General features: G+C 71.5%; 22 protein-coding genes. 7 read left to right on the top strand and 15 right to left on the bottom strand.

The features are described 5' to 3' along the window. Window positions 1-319: 319 nt before the first annotated feature. Window positions 320-1,693 (top strand): NAD(P)/FAD-dependent oxidoreductase, encoded by a 1,374-nt coding sequence (locus tag ACH4U8_RS12865; RefSeq protein ID WP_395777524.1) that lies wholly within the window; start codon window positions 320-322, stop codon window positions 1,691-1,693. Between the two features lie 265 nt (window positions 1,694-1,958). On the opposite strand, the gene hcaB is transcribed toward ACH4U8_RS12865, so the two are convergent. From hcaB to ACH4U8_RS12835, 6 genes are all read right to left on the bottom strand, one after another. After that, the gene (hcaB, locus tag ACH4U8_RS12860; protein WP_360322929.1) at window positions 1,959-2,771 is read right to left on the bottom strand and encodes a 3-(cis-5,6-dihydroxycyclohexa-1,3-dien-1-yl)propanoate dehydrogenase; all 813 of its coding nucleotides are present in this window, start codon (window positions 2,769-2,771) and stop codon (window positions 1,959-1,961) included. Beyond that, the gene (locus ACH4U8_RS12855; RefSeq protein ID WP_395777522.1) at window positions 2,758-3,237 is read right to left on the bottom strand and encodes a bifunctional 3-phenylpropionate/cinnamic acid dioxygenase ferredoxin subunit; all 480 of its coding nucleotides are present in this window, start codon (window positions 3,235-3,237) and stop codon (window positions 2,758-2,760) included. The genes hcaB and ACH4U8_RS12855 overlap by 14 nt, the downstream gene beginning before the upstream one ends. 13 nt (window positions 3,238-3,250) lie before the next feature. Further along, entirely contained in the window at window positions 3,251-3,799 is a 549-nt protein-coding gene (locus ACH4U8_RS12850) for an aromatic-ring-hydroxylating dioxygenase subunit beta (protein WP_395777520.1), read from the bottom strand. Further along, window positions 3,796-5,130, bottom strand: coding sequence for an aromatic ring-hydroxylating dioxygenase subunit alpha (locus tag ACH4U8_RS12845; protein WP_395777518.1), 1,335 nt, complete (start codon window positions 5,128-5,130; stop codon window positions 3,796-3,798). The genes ACH4U8_RS12850 and ACH4U8_RS12845 overlap by 4 nt, the downstream gene beginning before the upstream one ends. A 16-nt stretch (window positions 5,131-5,146) precedes the next feature. After that, window positions 5,147-6,052 carry a VOC family protein gene (locus ACH4U8_RS12840; RefSeq protein ID WP_395777516.1) on the bottom strand — a complete coding sequence of 302 codons (906 nt, stop codon included), beginning with the start codon at window positions 6,050-6,052 and terminating at the stop codon, window positions 5,147-5,149. A 155-nt stretch (window positions 6,053-6,207) separates the two neighbouring features. After that, window positions 6,208-7,056 (bottom strand): alpha/beta fold hydrolase, encoded by an 849-nt coding sequence (locus ACH4U8_RS12835; RefSeq protein ID WP_395777514.1) that lies wholly within the window; start codon window positions 7,054-7,056, stop codon window positions 6,208-6,210. 336 nt (window positions 7,057-7,392) lie between these two features. Here ACH4U8_RS12835 and ACH4U8_RS12830 point away from each other — a divergent pair, with 336 nt between their 5' ends. Then, window positions 7,393-8,853 carry an MFS transporter gene (locus tag ACH4U8_RS12830; protein ID WP_395777512.1) on the top strand — a complete coding sequence of 487 codons (1,461 nt, stop codon included), beginning with the start codon at window positions 7,393-7,395 and terminating at the stop codon, window positions 8,851-8,853. Window positions 8,854-8,893: 40 nt separating this feature from the next. Here ACH4U8_RS12830 and ACH4U8_RS12825 read toward each other — a convergent pair whose 3' ends face one another. From ACH4U8_RS12825 to ACH4U8_RS12815, 3 genes are all read right to left on the bottom strand, one after another. Beyond that, window positions 8,894-9,505 (bottom strand): TetR/AcrR family transcriptional regulator, encoded by a 612-nt coding sequence (locus tag ACH4U8_RS12825; protein WP_360322943.1) that lies wholly within the window; start codon window positions 9,503-9,505, stop codon window positions 8,894-8,896. Between the two features lie 10 nt (window positions 9,506-9,515). Continuing rightward, complete coding sequence (locus ACH4U8_RS12820) at window positions 9,516-10,340, bottom strand: IclR family transcriptional regulator (RefSeq protein WP_395777510.1); 825 nt, start codon at window positions 10,338-10,340, stop codon at window positions 9,516-9,518. A gap of 681 nt (window positions 10,341-11,021) precedes the next feature. Continuing rightward, entirely contained in the window at window positions 11,022-11,540 is a 519-nt protein-coding gene (locus ACH4U8_RS12815; RefSeq protein ID WP_395777508.1) for a PaaI family thioesterase, read from the bottom strand. 124 nt (window positions 11,541-11,664) lie between these two features. On the opposite strand from ACH4U8_RS12815, the gene ACH4U8_RS12810 reads away from it, so the two are divergent. Further along, window positions 11,665-12,153: a winged helix-turn-helix transcriptional regulator gene (locus ACH4U8_RS12810; protein WP_395777506.1), complete on the top strand. Its 489-nt coding sequence runs from the start codon at window positions 11,665-11,667 to the stop codon at window positions 12,151-12,153. A gap of 45 nt (window positions 12,154-12,198) precedes the next feature. Here ACH4U8_RS12810 and ACH4U8_RS12805 read toward each other — a convergent pair whose 3' ends face one another. Continuing rightward, a complete protein-coding gene (locus ACH4U8_RS12805; protein WP_395777504.1) occupies window positions 12,199-13,158 on the bottom strand; it encodes a protocatechuate dioxygenase in 960 nt (319 codons plus the stop codon). A 351-nt stretch (window positions 13,159-13,509) separates the two neighbouring features. Between ACH4U8_RS12805 and ACH4U8_RS12800 the strand changes: the two genes are divergently transcribed. Further along, window positions 13,510-14,718, top strand: coding sequence for a PP2C family protein-serine/threonine phosphatase (locus ACH4U8_RS12800; RefSeq protein ID WP_395777502.1), 1,209 nt, complete (start codon window positions 13,510-13,512; stop codon window positions 14,716-14,718). A 62-nt stretch (window positions 14,719-14,780) separates the two neighbouring features. On the opposite strand, the gene ACH4U8_RS12795 is transcribed toward ACH4U8_RS12800, so the two are convergent. The 4 genes from ACH4U8_RS12795 to ACH4U8_RS12780 form a co-directional block, all read right to left on the bottom strand. Next, complete coding sequence (locus ACH4U8_RS12795) at window positions 14,781-15,149, bottom strand: nuclear transport factor 2 family protein (RefSeq protein ID WP_360322953.1); 369 nt, start codon at window positions 15,147-15,149, stop codon at window positions 14,781-14,783. 248 nt (window positions 15,150-15,397) lie between these two features. Beyond that, on the bottom strand, window positions 15,398-17,371 hold the full coding sequence (locus tag ACH4U8_RS12790; protein WP_395777500.1) for an SMI1/KNR4 family protein: 1,974 nt from the start codon (window positions 17,369-17,371) through the stop codon (window positions 15,398-15,400). A gap of 74 nt (window positions 17,372-17,445) precedes the next feature. After that, the gene (locus ACH4U8_RS12785) at window positions 17,446-17,991 is read right to left on the bottom strand and encodes an MOSC domain-containing protein (protein WP_379990493.1); all 546 of its coding nucleotides are present in this window, start codon (window positions 17,989-17,991) and stop codon (window positions 17,446-17,448) included. A 41-nt stretch (window positions 17,992-18,032) separates the two neighbouring features. Continuing rightward, window positions 18,033-20,093, bottom strand: a complete 2,061-nt coding sequence (locus tag ACH4U8_RS12780; RefSeq protein ID WP_395777499.1) for a flavin-containing monooxygenase — start codon at window positions 20,091-20,093, stop codon at window positions 18,033-18,035. A gap of 485 nt (window positions 20,094-20,578) precedes the next feature. Between ACH4U8_RS12780 and ACH4U8_RS12775 the strand changes: the two genes are divergently transcribed. Further along, window positions 20,579-21,268 (top strand): class I SAM-dependent methyltransferase, encoded by a 690-nt coding sequence (locus tag ACH4U8_RS12775; protein ID WP_395777497.1) that lies wholly within the window; start codon window positions 20,579-20,581, stop codon window positions 21,266-21,268. 162 nt (window positions 21,269-21,430) lie between these two features. Here ACH4U8_RS12775 and ACH4U8_RS12770 read toward each other — a convergent pair whose 3' ends face one another. Next, complete coding sequence (locus ACH4U8_RS12770; protein WP_395777496.1) at window positions 21,431-22,198, bottom strand: NAD(P)-binding domain-containing protein; 768 nt, start codon at window positions 22,196-22,198, stop codon at window positions 21,431-21,433. A 374-nt stretch (window positions 22,199-22,572) separates the two neighbouring features. Here ACH4U8_RS12770 and ACH4U8_RS12765 point away from each other — a divergent pair, with 374 nt between their 5' ends. Then, the gene (locus tag ACH4U8_RS12765; protein ID WP_379990489.1) at window positions 22,573-23,151 is read left to right on the top strand and encodes a carboxymuconolactone decarboxylase family protein; all 579 of its coding nucleotides are present in this window, start codon (window positions 22,573-22,575) and stop codon (window positions 23,149-23,151) included. Beyond that, window positions 23,148-24,011 (top strand): RNA polymerase sigma-70 factor, encoded by an 864-nt coding sequence (locus ACH4U8_RS12760; protein WP_379990487.1) that lies wholly within the window; start codon window positions 23,148-23,150, stop codon window positions 24,009-24,011. The genes ACH4U8_RS12765 and ACH4U8_RS12760 overlap by 4 nt, the downstream gene beginning before the upstream one ends. Window positions 24,012-24,257: the final 246 nt, after the last annotated feature.

Here is a 24,257-nt window from a genome sequence, read left to right as displayed (position 1 = left end):
GAACCGCTCCCGCGAGGTCGTCGCGGGTCCTCGCTCGCACAGGGGCGCCGCCGCACCGGGCGCGGCCGGCGAAGCCGGTGCTTGCTCCGGGTGGGGGGCGGCGTCCCGGGCGTACCGGGCCGGGGCGCATTCCGGATCCGGGCGTGCCGCCGACCCTCGGCTCCGCCCGGCCGATGGCGCCGTCCCGCCCCGCGTGGGGAAAGCCCGGGCAGTGCACGGACGTGTTCCGGCCGTCGGAACGGTCCGCTGTGCGGGGCGGGATCCGTTCATAGCCTTGCGGCCTTCCGTCCCGTGCGGGACGGGGAGACCGGAGGTACACATGGGCGACGAGACGCAGCACCTGGTCATCGTCGGAGGGAGCGCGGCCGGCATCTCCGCCGCGCTCGCCCTGCGCCGGCACGGCTTCGCCGGGCGCGTCACCGTCGTCGAGGCGGGCGACGAGCTCCCCTATGAGCGACCGCCGTTGTCGAAGGCGTTGGCCGGCGGCGAGCACGCCTTCCTGCATGCGATCCTGCCCCGGCAGGCGTATGCCGAGCAACGCATCACCCTGCTGCCGGCCACCCGTGTCCTGGCCCTGGATCCCGACCGTCGGGCCGTCGAACTGGACGACGGGCAGACGCTGTACGCCGATCGGGTGCTGCTGGCCACCGGCGTGCTCGCGCGCACCCTGCCGGTGCCGGGCGCCGAACTGCCCGGCGTACTGACCCTGCGGGACGTGCGCGACGCCCGAGCCCTCGCCGCCCGGCTGCGCGCCGGCGGGCCGGTGGTCGTGGTCGGCGGCGGCTTCATCGGCCTGGAGGTCGCCGCGGTCGCGCGCGAGGCGGGCCTGGACGTCACCGTGGTCGAGACGGGCGCCCAACCGTTGGCGGGTCCGCTCGGCCCGGTGTTGGCATCGCGGGTGACCGCGCTGCACGAGCGTGCCGGGGTGCGGCTGCTGACCTCGGTGTCGGTGACCGCGTTCACCGGCACGACCCACGTCACCGGGGTCCGGCTGACCGACGGACGGATGTTGCCGGCCGCGACCGTGGTGGTCGGGGTCGGGGTGCGGCCCGACACCGCGCTCGCCGAGGCCGCCGGCGTGCTCTGCGAGGACGGCATCGTCGTCGACCGGCACTGCCACACCAGCGTGCCGTGGATCCTCGCCGCCGGCGACGCCACCAACCAGCCGCATCCGCACCTGCCCGCCCGGGGCCGGATCGAGCACTGGGACAACGCCGTGCAGCAGGGCGCGGTCGCCGGCGCCGTGCTCGCCGGTGTCCCGGAGAGCCACACCGCGCTGCCCTACTTCTACTCCGAACAGTACGGCCGGACCCTGCAGATGTACGGACGCCCGGCCCCCGGCGACGAGTTCGTCCTGCGCGTCGAGGCCACGAACGTGGTGGACCCGGTGGACCCGGCCGAGGCGGGCGGGCCGGCGGACGGCGGCTTCCTCGGCTTCTGGACCCGCGCGGGAGTGCTGATCGCCGCCGCCGGCCTGGACCGTCCGCGCGAACTGCGCGCCGCACGCGCGCTCATCGAACGTCGCCTGCCCGTGGACGCCGCCGCGCTGGCCTCCCCCACGACCGACCTGCGGGCCCTGGCCAAACCCTCCACCGCACCCGGCCCCTTGGCGGCCCGGCTCCGATCCCGCCCCGAGACCCGCCCACCCCACACGGCCGGCACGAGCATCGCGAGCAGCAAGGAAGTACCGTAACCCGGCAACCCCGAGGCGAAGGCCGCCCCGCCCGCGACACTGCGTCGTGGGCGGGGCGGCCTTCGCGTCCGACCGTGCTCCCCGGGCCGGAAGTCCCTTGCCCCAACAGCGGTGCCGGTGAAGGCGGTTGTCCGCGGACCACAACGCTCGCGCACGCCGCACGGTGTCCCCGGACGAGGCCCGGTGCCGACCCACGCACAACGCGTCGACCGGCGTGCCGAATGGGCACGCCGGTCGACGCGTTCGGACCGTCAATCGCGGCGGGTCACCCGGCCTGTGCTCCGGGGGCGGGGCGCCGGCGCGGGATGCCGGTGGTGCTGATGTCGATCACCGCTCCCGTCGTGGTCGCCGACTCGCGTGCGGCGAGGAGCACGTACGGCCCGACGCCGTCCTCGGCGCGCACCGCCACGCCGAGCGCGGAGTGCTCGGTCACGATGCGGTCGATCGGCACCTCCCGGGCGATCGTGGTGTCCGCCAGTCCCATCGCCCTCGGTCCGCTCAGGCCGGTCGCCATCGGGCCCGGGGCGACCGCGTTCACCCGGATCTCCGGGGCCAGTTCGTAGGCGAGCTGGCGAACCAGGCCCAGCCCCGCGTGCTTGGCCGCGGTGTACACCGGTCCGCCCCCGGGGCCGGGATAGAACGAGGCGTTGGACAGGGTGAACACGATGCTCCCGCGCGACCTGCGCAGCAGCGGTACGGCGGCCTTCGCGCCCAACAGGTAGCCCTTGACGTTGACCGCGAACAACTCGTCGAAGCCGGCATCCAGGACGTCGGCGGGGGTGTCGGTCAACGAGCGGGCGAAGTCCCACAGTCCGGCGTTGCCGACGAAGGTGTCCAGGCCGCCGAACGCCTCCTCGGCGCACGCGCAGGCACGCTCGTGGGCCTCGTAGCGGGTCACGTCGCCGACCACCGTACGAACCGAATCACCGAATGCGGCGGCGAGTTCGGCCAGTCGCTCGGCGGAGCGATCCAGCACGACCACCCGCGCGCCCTCTTCGACGAAGCGTTCGACGACCGCCCGACCGACGCCGGATCCGCCGCCGGTGACCAGGATCGACGAGCCCTCAAGCCACCCCATGGCCGGCCCCTTCCGCGTCCCGAGCGCCCGAGTCCGCGCCGACGGTGCGCGAGCCGAGCACATCCGCGCCGACCGGGTGCGAACCGTCCGCATCCGCATCGATCCCGCCCGCACAGGGCCCCTCGATCCGGCCGTCGCCGTCCCGATCGAGGCGCACGTACACCTCCGTCCCGTCGACCCGCACCTCGTGCGTGGCCAACGGCCGGAAGGCGGGTGCGGCAAGTGCCGCGCCGGTGCGCAGGCAGAACTTCGCCAGGTGCAGCGGACATTCCACCGCGCCGTCCTCCACCCAGCCGTCCGCGAGGGAGAAGTCCTCGTGGGTGCAGGTGTCGTCGACGCAGAAGAACTCGCCGGCGGACCGGAAGACCGACACCGGCGGGGTGGTGTCCAGCCGCAGTGCCTGATCCTCGGGGATCTCGTCGACCCGACCGGCTCGGATCCACGGCTCCCGGGTGTATTCGCTCATAGGTAGATCCCGCTCATAGGAAGATGCTGATGCTCGGCGCCAGGAGCGTGGTGGTGTCCAGCACGATCCTGCGTCGGGCGATGTGGAAACCCGGCTCCTGCGGCACACGGCGCAGCAGGTCGGTGCGTTCGCCGAAGAAGGTGTCGTGGTGGCGTTCGGCCCGACTGCGCAGCACGTGGAAGTTGACCCGGACCTCGAACTCGCCGGTGTCCAGCAGGACCGGCCGGATGTTGGTGATCAATCGGCGGGTCCTGGAAGGGGGTTCCTCCGACCACGAGCGGCCGGAGGCCAACCGGCGCACCCGTCCGGTCAGGAACGCCTTGTCGTCGTCGAAGAAGGCCGCGCCGTCCGGCCCGGCGACCTCCAGGTCGCGTTCGCGAACGGTTCGGGTCATCCGGGTCGGCAGCCAGTAGTGGATGTCGTCGTCGAAGAGTTGCAGCCAGTCATCGAACCGCTGGTCGTCCAGGAGTTCGGCCTCCAGGTAGAGGAAGCGCTCGATTTGGTAACGGGTTTCGGCATCCACGTCGGTGCGCGTGGGTGGGGTGGCGGCGATGTTGCTCATCCGCGGTGTGCCTCCTGTTCCCGCTGCCGGCGGGCGTTGTCCCGCTCGGCGATCTCCGCCCAGCTCAGCCCGGCCATCAGGTCGGCCCAGCGCTGGTACATGCCGCGGGCGGCCATCTCGGTGTACATGTCGTCGGTGACCCTGCCGGGCATGCCGTCGGTGCCGTGCCGTTCGTGGCCCAGGCCCATCCGTGCGTTGAACGTGGTCCTGCGTGCCTGGTGGCCGCGCAGGACCTGCTGGATCTCGGTCCAGTTCTCGCCGTCGTCGGTCTCGAACACGCCGGCGGCGCTGAAGGTACGGATGGTGCTGGTACGGACCGCCTGCTTGGCCGGCTCGTCGGCGTCCTTGGGCAGGTAGGTCCAGGACCAGACCTCGATCTGGCCGGGTCCGCGCGGATGCCAGACCCGCATGGTGTTGTTGATGGTCAGCCAGGAGAAGTTGGGGAAGACGGTGTTGTGTCCGTTGACGGCCAGTGCCCGCTGTTCGCCGATCCGGCGGTAGATCTGTTCGCGGTTGGCCACGACCCAGGCGTCGAAGTCCGGCCCGGCCTGGGTGGGTACCAGGTCGGGGCGCAGTCCGAAGCCCGAGCCGTGGCCGTTGCCGGCGTACTGTCGGCCGGGTGCGGCGGCACTCTGTTCCTGGAACTCGGCGAGTACCGCCGGGTCTTCGATCAGCGCGACCAGTGCGGAGGCATGCGAGGACGGCACGTGGTACATGTCGCTCGCGAACTGCTCGGCGGCGAACTTCCAGTTGCAGTCGATGACCCATTTGGTGGCGCCGGGTACCAGGGTCAGGCCCTCGTCGTAGCGGTCGGCGAGGGCGTCGAAGTACCACACCATGTCGCCGAGGTAGTCCTCGAAGGAGGGGGCGCTCTCGTCCCAGGTGCCGAAGATGAAGCCCTTGTGGTTGTGCAGGCGCGGCACCTGCGTCGGGCCCCACTTCGACTTGTCGATCTCGTCGTGGTACGCACGGTCCTGCATGGGTACGTTGACGAGTTCGCCGGCCAGGTTGTAGCCCCAGCCGTGATAGGTGCAGGTGAACGCGCGGGCGACGCCCTCGTCGGCGCGGCAGATCCGCATGCCTCGATGCCGGCACTGGTTCAGGAACGCCTTGACTGAGCCGTCCCGTTGGCGGACCACCAGGACCGGGTCCTCGGCCATGTAGGTCTGCAGGAAGCTGCCCGGCTTGGGGAGTTGGGTGTCGTGGGCGAGGAACAGCCAACTGCGGGCGAAGACTTGTTCGAGTTCGGCCTGGTAGATCTCGGGGTCGGTGTAGATGCTCGGGTTGATCAGTCCCTGGTCGGGTCGGACCAGTTCGGTGACGTCGAACATGGCGGGCCTTTCTCGGTCAGTCGGTCCCGGGGCCGGGCGGGGTGGCGAAGCGGTGGCCCCAGGTGCTGGGCGACTCGTAGTGGCTGACGGTCCAGTCCCGGTCGTCGATGACCCGGCCGTTGTAGCCGTATTCGATGTCGAAGCCGGAGGGGGTGCGGACGTAGAAGGAGGTCATCCGGTCGTTGCTGTGTTCGCCGATGGACAGCGGGATGGGCATCTCCTGTTCCTGGACGGCGTCCAGGGCGCGGCCGACGGCTTCCAGGGTGTCGACTTCGAGCATCAGGTGGCCCAGGCCCGAGGCCGGTGCGCCCGGGAGCGCGGCGAGGGCGATCGAGTGGTGACGCGGGTTGCAGTGCAGGAAGTGTGCGGACTGCGGGCCGAACGCGATCGTGTCGGAGAGCCGGAAGCCGAGGTGGTCGGTGTAGAAGGCGGCGGCCTTGGCGACGTCGTCGGCCAGCAGGAAGGTGTGGCCGATGCCGATCTCGCCGGCTGCGGTTTCGCCGGCGACGAAGGTGACACCGCGTGGTGAGGCGAAGCCGCTCTTGTCGACGGTCGCGCCCCAGTACGCCTCGATGGTGTTGCCGGTCGGGTCGCGGAAGGTGATCAGGCCGCGAACCCGGCGGCGTTCGGCCAGATCCGGGTCCTCGTGCACCTCGATACCGCCCGAGCGCAACGTGTCGGCGAGGGCTTCGAGCCGGTCGGCCGACCTGACTTCGAGGCCGAGGGCGACCAGGGACTGCGGGCCGGCGGGCTCGCCCGCCTCGATCGCCAGCCGCCAGGAGCGGCTGTCGGTCTTGAACAGAAGGGTGTCCGGGTCGGCCGAAGGGGCGGGTTGCAAGCCGAGGATCTCGGGGCCGAACCGCTGCCACGCCTCCAGGGGGCCGCGTACGACGACGTAGCCCAGGGCGCTCACGATGCTCATGGTCTGGTCCTGCTCCCTTGTTCGGTGGACCGTGCTGGGGGACGGCTTTTCGGTGGGGCGGTTCGGCTGGGCGACCGGCAGATGCGGCGGTTCTCGGTTCGAACTGCCGTGCGCCTAGCGGGCTTTCGGTGGGCGAGCGGCCGGTTCCGACCGGGCTAGACGGCGCCGGCGAGGAACGCACGGGTGACCGCCTGGAATCGCTCGGCCTGTTCGATCTGCGCCCAGTGGCCGCACTGCGGGACCAGGTACAGGCGGGCGTTGGGGATCCGGCGGGCGAACCACTCGCTGCCCTCGGGCGGGACCATCACGTCCTCGCGGCCGTGCACGAGCAGCACGTCGTTGGTGATCCGCTTCAGGGCGATCTCGGGCAGTCCGGGACCGGCGCCCGGTGCCATGGCGAACGTCTGCCGGTGCGAACGCTCCACCTCGGGGCGGATCGCCACCGCCAGGCGCTCCTCGGCGACGGCGTCGAGCCGGTCGCCGAACAACGTGGGGTCGTACAGCATGAACGAGATCAACTCGGCCATCGACCGCGCGGTGGGGTCGTCGTAGAAGGTGATCAGCCGCATGATGGCCGGCTGCGGTGTGGTCGCGTTGCCCGCTCCGGCAGCGCCCATCAGCACCGCCTTGCCGAACCGCTCGGGAGCGCGGACCAACAGGTGCAACGCGAGGGCGCCGCCCAGCGAGTTGCCGACCAGGTGGACCCGTTCCAGGCCCAGTTCGTCGAGCAGGCCCAGGCAGGCCGCGACGTTCTGGCGGAGGCGGGAGCCGGGCGGGGTGTGCTCGGGGTGGCTGGAGTCGCCCCACCCGACCTGGTCCACGACCAGGCAGTCGTAGGTGTCGGACAGAGCCTCGATGGTGCCCGCGAAGTTGGACATGCCGGTGGCACCGGGGCCCGAACCGTGCAGGAAGAGAATGGTCTCCGCGTTGCCCTGACCGGCGCGATTGACCCGGAGGGTGTACTCCCCCACCGGCACATCGGAGGTGACGATCGTATTGCTCATGTGTTCGGCTCCGTTGAGTGAGTCGCCTGGAGATCGTGCGTAGCGCGTGGATGTCCGGCGCGCGGCGCGGCGCGGGTGTCCGGTTCGCCGCCGCTTCGCCACGTCCGCGCCGCCGGGCGGGCGGTGAGGCCACCCGCCGGCCCGGACGCGGCGTCGCGGCGATCGCATCCACTGGCTGTGAGTCTCCGTCGCGCGATCCGAACCGGGGTCGGATCGTTCCGGTGACCGGGACGGCGGCACACGGCGCGACCGGATCGCCATCGCATCCGCGTTCGGTCGTCCCGGCCGGCGGAACGAATCACGCTTCGCCGCGCCGGGCGCCGGCACGGTGCGGCCATGCCAAGCCTTCAGGATCCGCCGGCCACCCGGTCCGGCCCGCTGTTGTTCGCGCTGTGCTTCGCCGGGGTCGTGGCGGGCGCCGTACCGGCCGTCGTGGTCCCCGTACTGCCGGATATCGCGGCGGAGTTGCATGTGTCGCCCGGCACGGCGAACTGGGCGGTGACGGCCGGCCTGCTCACCTCGGCGGTCACCGTCCCGGTGTTCGGCCGGATAGCCGACCTGAGAACCGGCCGGGGCGTACTGGTGTGTTGCCTGGCGGTGCTCACGCTCGGCGCCGTACTGTCCGCGCTCGCCTCCTCGTTCCCGCTGTTCCTGCTCGGGCGTGCCCTGCAGGGCACGGCGGGGGCGGTGTTCCCGCTGGCCGTCACCGTGCTGTATCGCGAGGTGGGCGGCGACCGGCTCACCTCGGCGGTGGCGCTGGTGTCCGGCACACTGGCGGTGGGCGGCGGGCTGGGTCCGGTGGCCGCCGGCCTGTTGGATCGGGTTTGTCCGGGCTACCGCGTGCTGTTCTGGGGATGTGCCGCGGTGGCGGCCGGCGCGGTGCTCCTGATCGTGCTTTTCGTGCCGCGTCGGACGGTGGTCGACCATGGCGGGCGGGTGGACGTCACGGGTGCCGCCGTGCTGGGCACGGGTCTCGTCCTGGTGATGTTGCCGCTGTCCCAGGGCGGCAGTTGGGGCTGGACGTCACCGGCCGTGCCGGCCACGGCGGTTGCCGCGGCGGTCGTACTGGCGGTCTTCGTCCGGGTCGAACGCGGCCGTCGCGACCCGCTGTTGGCGCTGGACCTGTTGCGGCGGCGCCCGATCGTGGTGGCGAACGTGTTGTCCGCGCTGGTGGGGGCGGTGATGTACCTGGCGGTGCTGACGCTGACCCGACTCGTGCGCGGGCGGCCGGAGTCCGCGGGCTACGGGTTCGGCGCGTCGGCGCTGACCGCCTCGGTGGTGTACCTGCTGCCGATGACGATCGCGGCGATGATCGCCGCGCCGATCGGCGGCCGGTCGGTCGTGCGCTTCGGCGCCCGCTTCACCCTGGTGGCGGCCGGGGTTGCCGGGGTGGGCGGGTTCGGCGTGCTGACCGTGGCGCACGATCGGCCGTACCAGGTGGTGGCGGCGAGCTTCGCGATCGGCGTGATGGTGAGTCTGGGATACGCCGCGATCCCGTCGCTGTTGGCCCGGTTCGTGCCCGCGTCGCGGATCGGGATGGCCAACAGCGCGAACGCGTTGACGCGTTGGATCGGCGGCGCGGCCGCGAGCAGTTTCGTCGCGGCGGTCCTGGCCGCGTTCACCACGAACGGCGGGCCGCCGCGCGAGGGCGCGATCGTGCTGTTGTCGGGGTCGGGCGTGGCCGTGGCGCTGACCGTGGTCCTCCTGGCCCGCTTCGGCCTGCCCGCGCCGCCGACGCCGAGGCGGGGGTTGGTGCCGGCGGTCGCCAGGGTCGCCGGTCGCCGGTGTCTCCGGTAGGGAGTCTCCGGTAGGCGGTGGACGACCCGGCGACCGCAGGCTACGAGACGGTGGCCGGTCGGCCGGCGCTCTCGCTGATGGTGGCCAGGACCAGTTGGCGCAACCGGTGCACGCCGGCGGGGATGCCGACGGTCTCCGCGTCGGTGAACACCACCAGGCCGGCGGTGAACGACATGGTCAACTCGGCCAGTTCCAGCGCCAGTTCCTGCGGGTCGGGGACTCCGCAGTCGCGCGCGACCGGCTCGATCACCGAGATCAGCTCGGTGCGCACCCGGCGGCGGGCCTCGTGCACCAACGGCGTGATGGTCCCGTCCCCGTCCTCCTGGAGCTGCAGCAGGAACATCAGCCGCATGAACAGCACCCGGTCGCCGATCACGTGCGCGGCGGCGTCGTAGAACGCGCCGAGCCGGTCGAGCGGGCCGCCGGGCAGGTCGTCCACGGCCGGCAGCGACTCGAAGAACAATCCGGAGGAACGTTCGAACACCGCCGCCAACAGGCCGTATTTGTTGGTGAAGTGGTGGTAGATCGAGCCCACCGGGAAACCGGACGCCTGGCAGACCTGGCCCACCGTGACGTTCGCATAGCCCCGGGTGCTGAACAGGCGCTCGGCCGCGTCCAGGATCCGGTCCCGGTTGGCGCTCGTCTTGTCCATGGCCACCACCCTATCCACCGGCCGGGATCAGGTGGGCGGCCGAGGAGGCCGTGATCGACCGGAAGATGGCGGCGGCCGTGCGACGCAGCGGGTCCACCAGTACGGTCCCGCTGCCCGCGGCCGCGGCGAAGGCGATCGACACCGCCGCAACGGCCCGCCCCGCGACCAGTACCGGCACCGCCACGCAGGCCAACCCGTCGACGGCCTCCTCCCGGTCGACGGCGTACCCGTCGACGCGCACGGCGGCCAGTTGGCGACGCAGGGCCACCATCGAGGTGAGCGACCGGGCGGTGCGCGGTGCCGGCGGCGCGGTCGACAACTCGGCGAGCGTGCGTTCCGTCGAGAACGCCAACATCGCCTTGCCGATCGCGGTGCACCGCGCCGGCAGCCGGCCTCCGACCAGCGCCGGGGAACGGTCGTACCGACGACCGCGAAGCTTTTCCAGATACACGGCGTCCCCCTCGCGCAGGATCGCGAGGTGCAGCGTCTGCCCGGTCACCCGGTGCAATTCCTCCAGATGCACCAGGGCCGCGTCCCGCAACGCGACCTCCGGAGGCAGCGCCCCGAGCGAGAACATCCGCAGACCCATCCGGTAGCCGTCGCTGTGCTGCTCGACCGCGCCGACCTCGACCAACATCGCCAACACCCGATGCGCGGTGGACTTGGGCAGCCCGCTGCGCCGCACGATCTGCGCGAGGGTCAGCACCCGCCGACTGTGGCTGAAGACCCCCAACACCCGAAACGCCTTCCACAACACCGACGGCGCCAACGTCTCCCCGGTACCGGGCCCGGCCTCCGCCACGGTCCGAACGGCCACGCCCATGTCCTCGTCCATGTTCCGACTCCGATCACCGAGATCCTAGAATGAAGCCTCTAGAATCTATATTCTAGTCAAGGTAATCGCAGTCCCCCGACCGGTCAAACGGGTCGACCGAGCCCGGCGGGGCAAAGGGAGACGGGGCAAAGGGAGGCGGAGCACACGGCCCGAACATCCGGGGGCAGATCGACTCGGCCCGGCGTCCGCCGTCCGGCGTGATCGCATCCTCGGCCGCGTCGAGAGCTCGGCTCCATCGAAAGCGGCAGCAAGGAGGGCCACGGTGGTCCGCGGCGGCGAAACGGCGCAGGGCCCGGGCTACGGGGAAGGGCTTCCGGGCGCGGGACGTGCCGCGCGCGCCGCAGGCGGCCCGTCGGCTCCGGGCCGGTTCGGTCCGGATCGACGACCGGCACGACAGCCCGCGGCACACGCCGTTCGGCGGCTTCGGACAGTGCGGCGCGGCGGTGTGCGTCGCCGGCTCGGCGAGGATGCCCTCGCCGAACTCACGGCGCTACCGGCCGGCACCGACGACCCGACGGGCGGTGTCGACCGATGGGCCTGCGAATCGGTGCTCGGCGCCCCGCCCGACGCCCGAGGGAACACCGCGTGCCCACCGTCGCATCCGGGGCGGGGGCCTGGTGATCCGGGCGAGTCGGCCGGTGGCGTCGTGGGTGGATCGTCATCGGGCCGGCGACGCGGCGGTCACTCCCCCGGCTTGCCGCTCGAACCCGCGCCCGGGATCGGGAAGATCATGCAGCTACTCGTGGCGTGCGCGAGCAGGCGGTCGTTCGCGTCCAGCAGTTCGGCCTCCGCGAGCGCGGTGCGGCGGCCCTGACTGCGCACCCGGCCCACCGCGCGGATCCGGCCGGTGTCGAAGGTGATCGGACGCAGGAACTTCGTGGACAGGTCGAGCGAGGTGTAGGCCGTGCCCGCGGGCAACGTCGTGTGCACCGCGCAGCCGGCCGCCGAGTCCAACATCGTCGCGTAGACGCCGCCGTGCACGCTGCCGATCGGGTTGTAGTGCTCCTCACCGGGCGTCATGGAGAACACCGCGCGCCCGTGCTCGACCTCGTCGAGCGTGAAGTCGAGGGTGGCGGCTATCGGCGGCCCCGGAAGTCTGCCGGCGAGCATCGCCTTCAGGAAATCGAGGCCGGCCATGGACGCGGCGCCTGCCGCCGTGACCGCCGGGTCGTCCCACGTATACGTCCGCGACCTGCCCATGCCCCGTCCTCCGGTTTCCTCCCGCCGTGCCGTGGCGCGACGGGCCGTCCGTGCGTGGTGTGGCCGGCGCCGCGGACGGCGCCGACTGACTGCGATTTTCGAAGTCAGGTGTCAGACTACTCCCATGGACCTGAAGTGGCTGGACATCGACCCCTCGGAATGCCCGGTCCGACGGACGCTCGACCTGGTGGGCGAGAAGTGGTCGCTGCTGATCCTGCGGGACGCCGTCAACGGCGTGCGCAGGTTCGACGACTTCCGACGCCACGTCGGCCTGTCGGAGGCCGTGCTCGCCGACCGACTGCGCAAACTGGTCGCCGGCGGTGTGCTCGCCGCCCGGCCCTACCGAGAGCCCGGAGCGCGCACCCGCAACGAGTACCGGGTCACCGCGAAGGGCTGGGACCTGTGGCCGGTGCTGCTGGCCCTCAAGCAGTTCGGCGAGAAGCATCGGGCCGACCCGGCGGGACCGATGCTCGACATACGGCACGACGACTGCGGCGCGCCGGTCCGCGTGGTCGTCGCCTGCTCCGAGGGACACTCGCATCTGACGCATCGCGAGGTGACGGTGCGACCGGGCCCGTCCGCCCGTCCCCTCCGCGCCTCGCCCACCTGCTGAGCGCCCACCCGGCGCCGACGGGGTGACGCTTCGGCGCCCGGCGGCCTACTTGCCGTCCTGGTCGGGATCCGCGGCGAGCGTGATCACACCCAGGTAGCCGTCGTCGTCCCGGACGACCTTGAGGAGCATGGTGGGCCGGTAGATGCCGTCGCCGTCGTTGAACGTGTCGCGGCCGGTGTGCCCGGCATACGGCTGTCGGGCGAAGACGGCGGTGTCGAGCGCCTCGTCCATCATCATCTGGGTGGTCAGCGTGCGTTGGTTGTCGACGTGCACCATGGCGTGGATGTGGACGGTACGGCCCCGGTACCAACCCGGTCGGATGGTGGTGAACTGCACGATGCCCTGGTTGTCGGTCACCTGGGCGCCCCGCAGGTAACGGTTGTCGTCCTGCGGTGTGAGGTCCCCCTGTCCCCCGCCGGCGCCGGCGCCCGGGGCGCCCGAGGGTGGTGCGCCGCCGGGTGCCCGGGAGGGCGGTACGCCGGCTCCGGACGGGGGCGTACCACCCCCGGGACCGCCACCCCCGCCGCTCCGGGCACCACCTCCGGAGAGCGTTTCGGCTCCGGAGTAGAGGCCGGCCGCGTCGCAGTGCCAGATCTCCACCACCGCGTTCGGGATCGCCCGGCACGTCTCACTGTCCTGGACCCGGACGGCCAGCCGCAGCCGGACGCCCTCGCGTTCCTCGCGGATGTCGCTGCGGATCTTGTCGGCGTCGAAGTAGTACGGGCCCTGGGTGGTCTGCGGAGTGAGCGTGCAGGTGCTCGCCCCCTCGAACAGCTTGGCGACGTCCTGGGGGGGGTGGTGGCCCGGGGCGAGACCGTGGCAGTCGCTCCGGTCGTCGTGGTGGCCCGGGCCTTGCCGCCGCCGTCCGCTCCCGAGCAGGCGCCGAGCAGCGCGCCCAGGCCGATGCTGCCGATGCCCGCCGGCGCGGTGCGCCGGCTGACGCGTCGACCTTCGTCGTGGTCCTGGCTCATGGTCCGTCGATTCCTTCCGATTCCCTCGGGTCATCGGCAGCCTAGGAACGCGGCATGAGAGCCGGATGTGAGCCGGATGAGAAACGTCGTCATCAGACATGGGCAACCACCCTCCGCGCCACCGTGGTTCCCGCCCCCACACGGGTCACAGGCGGTTGCCGAGGCACCGCCGTGCAGCCGGTGGCCGGCTCCCGACGCCTCCTCGGGGCGGCCGAGGCGCACGTTCGGCGACGGTTCACACGAGCGCGCCCACCGCGTGGCTCGCGCCGGAGGTGTGTCCGGCCGAGTTCGGCCGGCCACTCCGGTGTCGCCCGCGTCCGCCGCCACGAGCCGACGTGAGGGAGGACGGGATCGGTGTGAAACTGGGCAGGGAAGAGGTGATTCCGTGTCGGACACAGCGCGCGCGTCCTCGGATCCCGACACCATCGTCGACGAGAATCGGCTGGACGAGCTGATCAGCGAGGCCCAGACCGCCCTGCCGGTCGAACTGCCCGCCCTGGCGAACCGGTGCGCCCGCGCCCTCGGCCTGGACACCGCGTCGGTCTACCTCGTCGACCTCCAGCAACGACTGCTCATCCCACTCGACGAGGCCCAGGAGTCGCTGCCGGTGGACCACTCCTCGGCCGGCTGGGCGTACCGCACGGTCTCCGTGCAGGTGGTCGGGGCCGAGGACGGATTGCTCCTCTGGATGCCTCTGGTCGACGGCGCGGAGCGGCTGGGCGTGCTGGCGGTGCGGACCGCCTCGCTCGACGGGGTGCGCATGCGTCGCAGCCGGATGCTGGCCCACGTGTTCGCCATGCTGATCACCTCGAAGCGCGCCTACAGCGACTGGCTCGCCGCCCGCACCCGCACCGCGACCATGGCGATGCCCGCCGAGATGCTGCGGGCCTTCCTGCCACCGCGCACCATCGGCAGCAGCAGGTGTGTTTCGACCGCGGTCCTGGAACCGGCGTACGACGTGGCGGGCGACGCCTTCGATCACTCGGTGGTCAAGAACATCCTGCACACCATGATCCTCGACGCCATGGGTCACGATCTGACTGCCGGCCTGACCACGTCGGTCGCCATGGCGGCGGCCCGCAACGCCCGCCGGGGCGGTGCCGATCTGGCCGATGTCGTCGACTCCGTCGACCATGCGCTCGCCCGGTGGCTGCCGGACCACTTCTGCACCGGGGTGCTGTGTCGGCTCGACGCCGAGACCGGGGTGCTGCGCTGGGTCAATTGCGGTCATCCTCCACCGCTGCTGATCCGGGCCAGGCGGGTGCTCGGTCGGGCGTTGGAGAGCCCCCCTCAGCCGCCGATCGGCCTGGCCGGTCCACTCGCCCCGGCGGCCCGACAGATCCACGAGACGACCCTGGAACCGGGCGATTGTGTCCTGCTCTACACCGACGGTGTGGTGGAGGCTCGCGACGCGGACGGTGCGGAGTTCGGCCTCGACCGGTTCACCGACTTCATCATCCGCTCCTCCTCCGCCGGACAGCGGCCGGCGGAGGTGCTGCGGCTGCTCATCCACGCCATTTTGGACTACCAACGCAACCAACTACGGGACGACGCAACCATCCTGCTCTTCGAATGGAGTCCGCAGCTCCGATGACGCCACGCCGTCGGCGCCGCGACCGTCGACGCTCGCGCCGGGCCGCAGGTCCGTCCGGGCGATCAGTCGTCGAAGTAGGCCCGCGCCACGGCGTAGCTGTCCTCGTAGAGGTGGTAGCGGGTGATCCGTCCCTCTCGGACCGTGGTGTGCAGGGCGAACGCTGTGTCGATGTCGCGGCCCGTCTTCCGGACCTCGGAGACCATCCGCCCGATGAAAACCACGTCGTCGCCCTCGGCGACGACCTGGTGGAGGTCGAACTCCTTGGCCCGCACGTGGGTCCGGAGCAGTTCGAAGAACGTGCGCATGCCGTCGGCCGAGTCGACCTCCGGTACCCATGGAATGCCCGGCGGGTGCGGAATCGAGAACGACACCGAGTCGGCGAACAATCCCGCCGCCTCTGCGGTCCTGCCCTCGGCCAACAACGGGAACAAGCGTTGAACGGTCCGTGCCGGCGACTCCGCTGTCATGTGGTTCGGCCTCTTCCGTCCGGGCGATCGCGTCGCGGACGCGGTTCGCCGCACATGGTACTGCGGCGTCCCTCGCAGGGGTGTGAACCGGCGGCGGGATGCGTGCGTCGGGGTCGAGTCCGCCCCCTGATCCGGGGGCGGACTCGACCCCGAGCGGAGACCGGAACCCGAACTCGGCGGGTGCTTCGGCGCGTTCGACCGGGGACCTCGTGCTATCGAACGCCCTCGATGCTCAGCCAAGTGTCGCCGTGCCGGGGCCCGCGAGACCAACCGACGGTCTCGAAGGAGTGCAGTCGGCCGCGAAGCAGCGCGTGGCGGGGCAAGGTGACCCCGAACTCCTCGGCGATCGCCCGGAGCATGTGCTCCTCGCCGGGGCATCGCTCGCGCTTCGCCGACCCGACCGCCGCGACCTCGGCGAGCATCGGGTCCGGATCGAACGCCCGGGGCAGCGTGCCGACGCGGTCCACGATCGGCGCGCGTGGCGGCCTGTCCTCGGTCGACCCGAAGTCCGGCGGCATCGCCACGGTGAGGGCGTACCCGATCTCGCCGTCCCGGGCCATCGAGAGGTGGAAGGCCGGCGGCTCCCAGGGCCCGCCGTCCTCCCGGCGGGAACCGGGGACGCACCACACCACCACGGCCCGCGCTCCCGAAGCGGACCGCGAGGCCCGGGCGGCCGGGCTCCGCAACCGGTCCGCGTCGGGACCGGCGGACTCGGGAGCGAATGCGAAGCCCCACCCCGGCGTCCCCGTCCGGCCCACCACCATCACGGCGCGGTCGTCCCACGGATCGGCGGAGCGCCGGTGCTCCGACTGCCTCCGGCGCTCGTTCAGCTCGCTCGAAGTGGCGGGGGCGGCAAGCCCGTTCTGCTCCTCGTGGCCGAACAGGTCCACGAGCCGCGCCGGTTCGATGCCCTCGACCAGCACGAAGCGATAGCCGCCGCGGAAGGGCCAGGTCTCCCCGGCGAGCCAGTCCAGGCCCTCGGGGTCCCGGTCGGGCAGCGGCTCGGGCGGCACACCCGCACGGCCCGCGCGGGGTGTGGCGAGCAACTCCCGACCGCGCTCCGGCGTGATCACCGGGGCGAGCAGCGGATCCGCGAGCAGACCGACCGGCGCCACGACGTCCCCGGCGGGCGGGATCCACTGCGCGAGGCCGTCGCGCAGCACCCGCCAGGCCCCGTCGGTGTCGCCCCACCGGGCCGCCTCACGCGCCCGCAGCACCACCGCGCCGAAGGGGCCGGCGGGCTCGTAGACGAAGCCGCCGTCGGCGATGCTTCGGGCCAACTCGCGCACCTCGACCGGTTGTTCCTCGACCACCTCCAGTGGCCGTCGCCACGGGTGGCGGATCTCCCGGGCCAGGCGCGCCGGTAACGTCTCGGTCCGATGGGCCGGGTTCATCGGCAGGTGGTACACCCTCGACCAGGCGTCGTCCCGTCCGAGGAACGCCTCCAGTTGGCCGCCGAGTTCGCACGCGCCGGGGCGACCGAACCGCTCGGCGCGCGCGAAGACGTCGACCGTCCGCTGCCATTGCCCGGCGAGCACGTCCTCGCGAGCCTGCTCCAGCTCCGCGTCCAGCGCTCGGGTGGTGTCGTTGACCATGCCGCTGTCGGCCGCCAGGGCGTGGAACTCCCGGTATTTGTCGTGCATGAAGGCGCGGAAGGAATCGAAGCGCTCCGCGGGCATGGCCTTCCAACTGTGCCAGGAGTAGACCGCCCATTCGCCGTCCGGGCCGACGTCGCCCGGGTCGAGCATCAGGATGCCCGCGTCCGCCTCGGCGTCGATGTGCAGGGCCCGGTGCCACAAGCGGGAGCGGTGGATGTCCTCCTCGGTGGGTTCCTCGCTGTCCCCGAGGTAACCGTCGCAGCCCGTGTACCGCTCGGCTTCCGCCTCGTCCAGCGGCGCCACCTCGGCTGTACCGGCCAGTCGCACCACGAAGTCCCCCGCGTTCAGCCACCCGTCGGTGAGCGCGAGGAACGAGCGGTACGAGGGCGGCAGGCGTCGACCGATCCGCTTCTCCAGCGCGGTCAGCCGCTCCTCGTCGGCGCCCGGGAAGCCCAACCACCGACCCCGGCACGCCGCCAGATCGTCACCTTCGAGCTCGTCGGGGTCCTGCGCGTCCGCCCACTCGACGCTCCAACGCGCGAGGAAGTCGAGCCAGTCGTCCTCACGATCACGTTCGGTCATGGTCATGCACCCGATGGTCGCAGTCGCCTCCGACGCCGGACCGCCCTCCACCATCGGACCGTGTGCAGAACGCCTCTTCGCTAGACGCGCTCCAAGGGGTGGTGCGGGGTGGGTGGGAGTTCGACCTCGATGGGGTCGTGCGGACGGACCGGTCCGCCATGGCGGACCACGGCCATGATTCCGGACTTGAAGGTGAAGTCTCCCGAGATGGGGTCCAGGGCGAAGACCTCGCCGAGCAGGCCCTTGCGGAAGTCGTTGATCTTCGCGCACGGGTTGCGCAGTCCCGTCACCTCGAGCACCGCCTTGTCGCCCAGGTGCAGGAGGGCGCCGGTGGGCAGGCCGAGGAGGTCGACGCCGCGGGTGGTGATGTTCTCCCCGAGTTGGCCCGCGGCGACGGCGAAGCCCTTGAGCGCGAGTTCGTCGAAGAGTTCGTCGTGCATCAGGTGGACCTGGCGCAGGTTGGGCAGATCCGGCTCGTAGGTCATCCGGAACTGATGGCGGATCGTCTCACCCGCGTGGACATCCCCCTCGACGCCGAGGCCGGCGAGCAGGGTGACGGACTCGCGATTGGGTTTGCCGAACGAGTACGTCGCGTTGGAGCTGACTGCCGTGACCCGGCCGGCCATCCCTCACCCCGCCTCTTGCCCACCCGTCTGCCGAGCCGATCCTACCGGCAGGAACCGTCACCGACGGTCCCCGGTCGTCGGCTCACGCGCCGACGAGCGGGGAGACCGAGGGGTGTGGGGCCGGCAAGTGGCCTACGCGGCAAGGTGATCGGCCTTGCCGTGGTGGGTCGGTCGACGAGGTAGTCGTCGAGGTCCGGTCCCTTGGTCCAGTTCCAGTAGTCCACGAGGCGCCAGGGGCCGGCGGTGTAGACCTCGCCGTCGGCGTTCTTGAAGTAGGAGTGCTTGATGGTCGGGTGCGACCAGACCAGTTGCCGGATCGCGGCGCGGTGTCGGGCGACGTAGTCCCCGTGGGCGGTGTGGGTGGGTTCGAGGGCACGGGCGCCGCGCTCGATCAGGATGTCGAGGCAGGCCGAGATGTACTGCATCTGGCATTCGGATTGGAAAATCAGGCTGCCCCCGTGGGCAAGCGCGGTGCCGGGGCCGTACATGCAGAAGAAGTTGGGGAAGTTCGGCACCGTGATGCCGAGGTACGCGGTGGGTGTCTCGCCCCACTGCTCGGCGAGGACCACGCCGTCCCGGCCGACGACGTGCATGGGGTAGAGGTAGCGGTTGGCCTGGAACCCGGTGGCGTAGACGATGATGTCGACCTCGTGGCGCGTGCCGGCCGCGGTGACGACGGCGTCCTTGTCGATGCGCGCGATGGGGTCGCGGACCAGGTCGACGTCGTCGCGCTTGAGGGTGCGCAGCCAACTGCCGTTGTCCTGCAGGGTGCGCTTGCCGGTGGCCGGGTAGTCGGGCAGGACCTTGGCGAACAGTTCCGGGTCGTCGCCGACCTGGCTGCGGATCCATTCGGTGAAGATCTCGCGGGTGCGGTCGTTGCGTTCGCTGACGGAGCGGTCCTGGTGCGGCCATTCGGGGTCGATGCGGGCGCCTTCGAGCGCGCCGTCGCTGCCCGGCCAGAAGATCATGAAGCGGTACCAGCGGCCGTAGAACGGCAGATGCCGCATGGCCCACCGCACGCCCGGACCGACCTTGCCGTGGTAGTTCGGGTTGGGGAACATCCACTGCGCGGTGCGCTGGAAGACGGTCAGGTGCGCGACGTCCTCGGCGATCGCGGGGGCGATCTGGAAGCCGGACGCACCGGCCCCGATCATCGCGACGCGCTTGCCGCGGTGGTCGACGCCGTGGTCCCAGTGGGAGGAGTGGAACGTGGGGCCGGCGAAGTCCTCGGCGCCGTCGAAGTGCGGGATGTGCGGCCGGTTGAGCAGGCCGACCGCGGAGATCACGGCCCTGGCGGTGATCGTGGTCTCCCGGGCGTCGGGGCCGCGGGTGGTGACCCGCCAGGTGCCGGTGGGCTCGTCCCACACTGCCCGGGAGACCTCGGTGTCCCAGCGGACGTGCTCGGCGATGCCGTAACGGTCCATCACATCGCGGAAGTAGCCCTGGAGTTCGGGCTGACGGGCGTAGAACTCGCTCCAGTGGTCGGAGGGTTCGAAGCTGTAGCAATAGAAGTGGTTGCCGACGTCGACGCGGCAGCCGGGGTAGGTGTTCTCGTACCAGGTGCCGCCGACGTCCGGGTTCTTCTCGATGATCGTGAAGGGGATCCCGGCCTGCTTGAGGCGGATGCCCGCGAGCAGGCCGGACTGGCCGCAGCCGATGACCAGCACCGGGAACGCCTCGCGGACCGCGGCGTCCCCCGGGGCGGGCACGGACTCGGCAGGCCGCTCCCCGAGTTGCATGTCCTCCAGCATCATCGGCACGTATTCGGCCGGGATCTCCGCGCAGGCGACCCAGTTCATCATCTCGTGGAGCAGTTCGGGGCCGGGCTGCGGGGGCAGGGCGCAGCCGTTGTCGCGGTGGGCGCGGATGGCGTCCAGGGCCTGGGCCCGGACCCGGGCCTTCTCGTCCTCGGTGAGGAAGCCCTGCACCTCGTTCAGGACGAGGCCGCGTGGGCGGATCGGCCCGCGGATCCACGACGGGTCGCCGGTCAGATGCACGAGCGACAACATCAGGGCGGGGATGCTGACGTCTTCGAGTGCGGCGGCGATGCCGGTGTCGTCGTCGGTGAAGGGAAGTCCGGCGTGCGGGTGTTGTTCGGACATGCTCGTGTGCTCCTGCGCGTGGGGGGGTGCGGACAAGGTGCCCGGGGCCGGGCGAGGCGGCCGGCGGGCATGGCGCGGCCCGCACCCGTTCCCTGTCGAGACAAAGTTCAATCTGAGACAATGTCTCGCAGTGAAGCGCAGGGCCTTCGAAATCACAAGAGGCGTACGACTGCGGCCCGCATCCCCGGCACCGCGGCCCGACGCCCGGAAGGGTGCTCGCTCCGGGTGCGGGTGGGACACGCGGCGTCGGGTCCGCGTCCCTGCGGTGTTTGGCTCGCCGGGAGATTCCGGTCATCGGTGGGTCGGTCCCGGCGACCGACACCCCGGCGGCGCCGCCGAGACCCGAACGCACCCCGGTCGGCACCCTCGTGGTCGGCCGGCACCGTGTCGAAACCGTTGACAGCTCCGGGTGGGAACGGTTTGGGTGGGCGCGTTGCTGTCCGTTTCGTGAGCGACCGGGTGTCGTTCGGGGGAAGGGATCGGTCATGGCGCGTATTCGTGAGGGGTATCGCGGCGAGGGGCCCGGGGCGTTCACGCCGGACGGGTGTGCCGTGGACATGTGGGACCGGCTGAAGGTGCGCGAGGAGCCGGACATGATCGCGCTGGGCGCCCGTGAGGGGGCCCGCACCGTGCTCGAACTCGGCTGTGGGGCCGGGCGGGTGACCCATGCGTTGGTCGAGCGCGGGTGGGAGGTCACGGCGGTGGACGAGTCGCCGGAGATGCTCGATCGGGTGCGCGGGGCGAAGACCATACTGTCCACGATCGAGGACTTGCGGCTCGAGGAGCGCTTCGACGTCGTGTTGTTGGCCTCCTATCTGGTGCACACGGTCGAGCCCGAATCCTGCCGGGCGATGCTCGACGCCTGTCGGGCACACGTCGCGGACGGTGGGGTGGTGCTGATCCAGCGCGAAGGCATCGGCTGGCACGACGAGTTGCCCCGAATCAGCCGACACCCCGGCGGATCCGTGAGCATCCTCGCCTCCGATCCGATCGGGGACGGGGTGCGCGCGGTGCGCATCGAATACGAATTCCCGGACGCGCACTGGGTACACGAGTTCCGCTGCCGCCCGCTGACGGACCGGGAGTTCGAGGCGATACTGGCGGAATCGAACCTGGCGGTGGACGAACACCTGGACGAACACCGGACCTGGGTACGCGCGTTGCCCCTCGACTGAGCCTCCGTCCGCCGGGGCGGGCCACCGACCGCTCGGCGACTGCCGCGGTCGGGCAGGGTCCGGAGTCGCTCGCGGGGACTCCGGACCGGCCGTGTCGGCCGCAGGTGCGGCGGGCCCCGCCCGCGACACCGTGGTCGGGTGACGCCGTGGCCGGGACCGGGCCTATGTGGTGAGGTCGGCGAGCAGGTCGTCGAGGGTCGTCGTGAGGGCTTGGGAGTTGGCCGGGTCGAACCAGGTGGTGCGGATGCGTTCGTTGCTCCCGTTCGGTGTCTCGTGGTCGGCCGCGAGTTCGTCCAGGGAACGGGTCTCGTCCCCCAGGGAGCGGCCCACGCCCTGGAAGAGGCCGCGGACGTAGCGTTCGGCGTCGCCGGGGGCTATGCCGTGGCCGGCGGCCCACGAGGCGAGCGTGGCGAGATACGCGTAGTGGGTGGTGAGCGTCCCGGTCAACGCGGAGAGGACGTCGAAGGCGGCCTCGTCCGCGACGGGGAGCGCTCCGCCCATCCGGGCGAAGAAGGAGTCGACCGCCGGGTGCGAGGGGTGCACCACCGTGACCGAGCGGCGTTCGCGGATGGTCGGCAGCGGGATGGCTCGGACCAGCGGGGCGCCGGTGCGGAGCGTCCGGCGCAGGTCGTCGTTGCCGACCCCGGCCATCACGTTGACCACGATCGTGTCGTCGTCCACCTCCAGGTCGGCGAGTGCCTCGTGCCGGTCGTGGCGACGTACGGCGATGACGATCATCTCGGAGCGGTCCACCACCTCCTGGTTGTCGGTGCACACTCGTACACCCTCGAAGCGCTCGGACAACTCCGCGGCGGCACGGGCGCCGCGCGGGGAGAGGAACACCTCCGGCGACTCGTCGGTCCCGTCGCACAGGCCCGTCACGATGGCCCGGCCGATTTCGCCTACCCCGATGATGCCGATGCGCTTCACTGTGTCGTCCTCCTGGGTGCGTGGCGGCCATGGCCCGTGTCGGTCGAAGTCTGTGGTGTCGAGGCGGTGCCGGTCGAGTCCGCGGCGAGGTGTCCCTCTCCGGGCGGCCGGGGTGCGCGTTTCCCGCCTGCTTCGCCAGGGCGCACGCGGGAACGTGAGGACCTCCGTCCGGCGGCCTCGGCCTGTGGGTCCACACCGGGCATGACGAGGAACGTGTGCTTCGTGCCCGGGAATTCCGTATCACGGCGGCAACCGCACGGGTGCCGACCTCGCCCCGCAACACGGTCGCCGGACTCGATGTCACGCCCGCGGCCCGGGCGGTGTCTTCATGTTCGACCGGCAAACGCCGGCAGTGATCGTCCCAGGAGGACAGCATGACGCTACGCGTCCCGAAGGCGGAACTCCCCGACGAGCTCCGCGAGAACATGGTCCGGCAGCTCGGCACGGTCGCCGAGCCCGTCGAGGTGGTGTGGCACAGCCCCGCGGTCGCGACCGCCAACCTGGAGTTCTCCGCCAAGCTGGCCGCGTGGGACGCGGCCGACGCGGGCCTGAAGTCGTTCGCGCACATGGCCGTCGCGGCGCAGGTCGGCTGCGCCTGGTGTCTGGACGTCGGCTACTTCCAGGCCCTGAACCAGAACCTGGACCCGACGAAGGCAAGCCAGGTGCCGCGCTGGCGGGAGTCGGACGTGTTCACCCCGCTGGAGCGGGACGTCCTGGCGTACGCCGAGGCCATGACCACCACCCCGCCGACCGTCACCGACGACATGCACGCGAGCCTGATCGACCGGCTCGGTGCCCCGGCGATGGTCGAACTCACCGCCTACATCGCCTTCGTCAATATGGCCACCAGGAACAACGTCGCCCACGGGATCAGGTCGCAGGGCTTCTCCGACACCTGCGAGATCCCGCTCGCCACCGCCCCCCAGCCGTCCGGGGTAGCGTCGAACGCATGATCGACGACCCGTTTGTCACCCACCGCGGCCTGCTCTTCACGGTCGCCTACCAGATGCTCGGGTCGGCGTCCGACGCGGAGGACGTACTCCAGGAGTCCTGGCTGCGGTGGGCCGATGTGGACCGGTCCCAGGTGCGCGACCCGCAGGCGTACCTCGTCCGGATCGTCACCCGGCAAGCCCTCAATCGTTTGCGGACGTTGTCGCGCAGCCGCGAGGAGTACGTCGGCGAGTGGCTGCCGGAACCGCTGCTGACCAGCCCCGACGTGGCCGAGGACGTCGAACTCGCGGAGAGCGTCTCGATGGCGATGTTGACCGTGCTGGAGACGCTCGGGCCGACGGAGCGGGCGGTGTTCGTACTGCGCGAGGTTTTCGACGTGCCGTACGGCGAGATCGCCGAGGCCATCGGCAAGACCTCGGCCGCGGTACGGCAGATCGCACGTCGGGCCCGCGATCATGTGGCGGCCCGGCGGCCACGCGTACAGGTGAGCCGGTCCGAACAGCAGGCGGTGGTGGCCCGTTTCCTGCGGGCACTCCAGACCGGGCAGTTGCGGGAGCTGATGGAGGTCATGGCGCCGGACGTGGTCCTGATCACCGACGGCGGCGGAATCGCGGCCGCCGCTCTGGCCCCGATCCACGGGGTCGAGACGGTGGCGGCGGTGCTCGCGCGGGCGAACCGGTCGGCGCTGCTGGAGACCACGGCCGTCTGGCTCAACGGCGAGCCCGCAGGCCGTCTCGACCTCGACGGCGAGCCGTCCACCGTGAGCCTGGTGGTGGAGGACGGGCGGATCACCCGGGTCTACGTGGTGCGGAATCCGCAGAAGCTGACGCGGCTCGACCGGCCGGCCGAACTCGCCAGGTAGGACCGTGTCTCGCCCACGACCTGCGCGGTGACCTGCGGTGCCCGGCCTCGGCCGAGACGGCGACCGAGCCGTCTCGGCCGGGCGGGCGCACCGATCACGCTTCGTCGATCACCGCCACGCACCCGGGCGCGTGCGCCGCGCCCGCCGTGTCGCCCCGGGCCGCCGGGGCGAATCCGGCGCGAGCACGTCGTGATGCGTGTTCGGGGGCGTGTCCATCGCGGGTGATCGGCGGCTACACCCGTCGGC

The organism is Embleya sp. NPDC020886 (assembly GCF_044333915.1).
In the GTDB taxonomy this organism is placed as follows: domain Bacteria; phylum Actinomycetota; class Actinomycetes; order Streptomycetales; family Streptomycetaceae; genus Embleya.
Note: the sequence above shows the minus strand (reverse complement) of the source record. Positions and strands in the feature narration are given on the sequence as shown.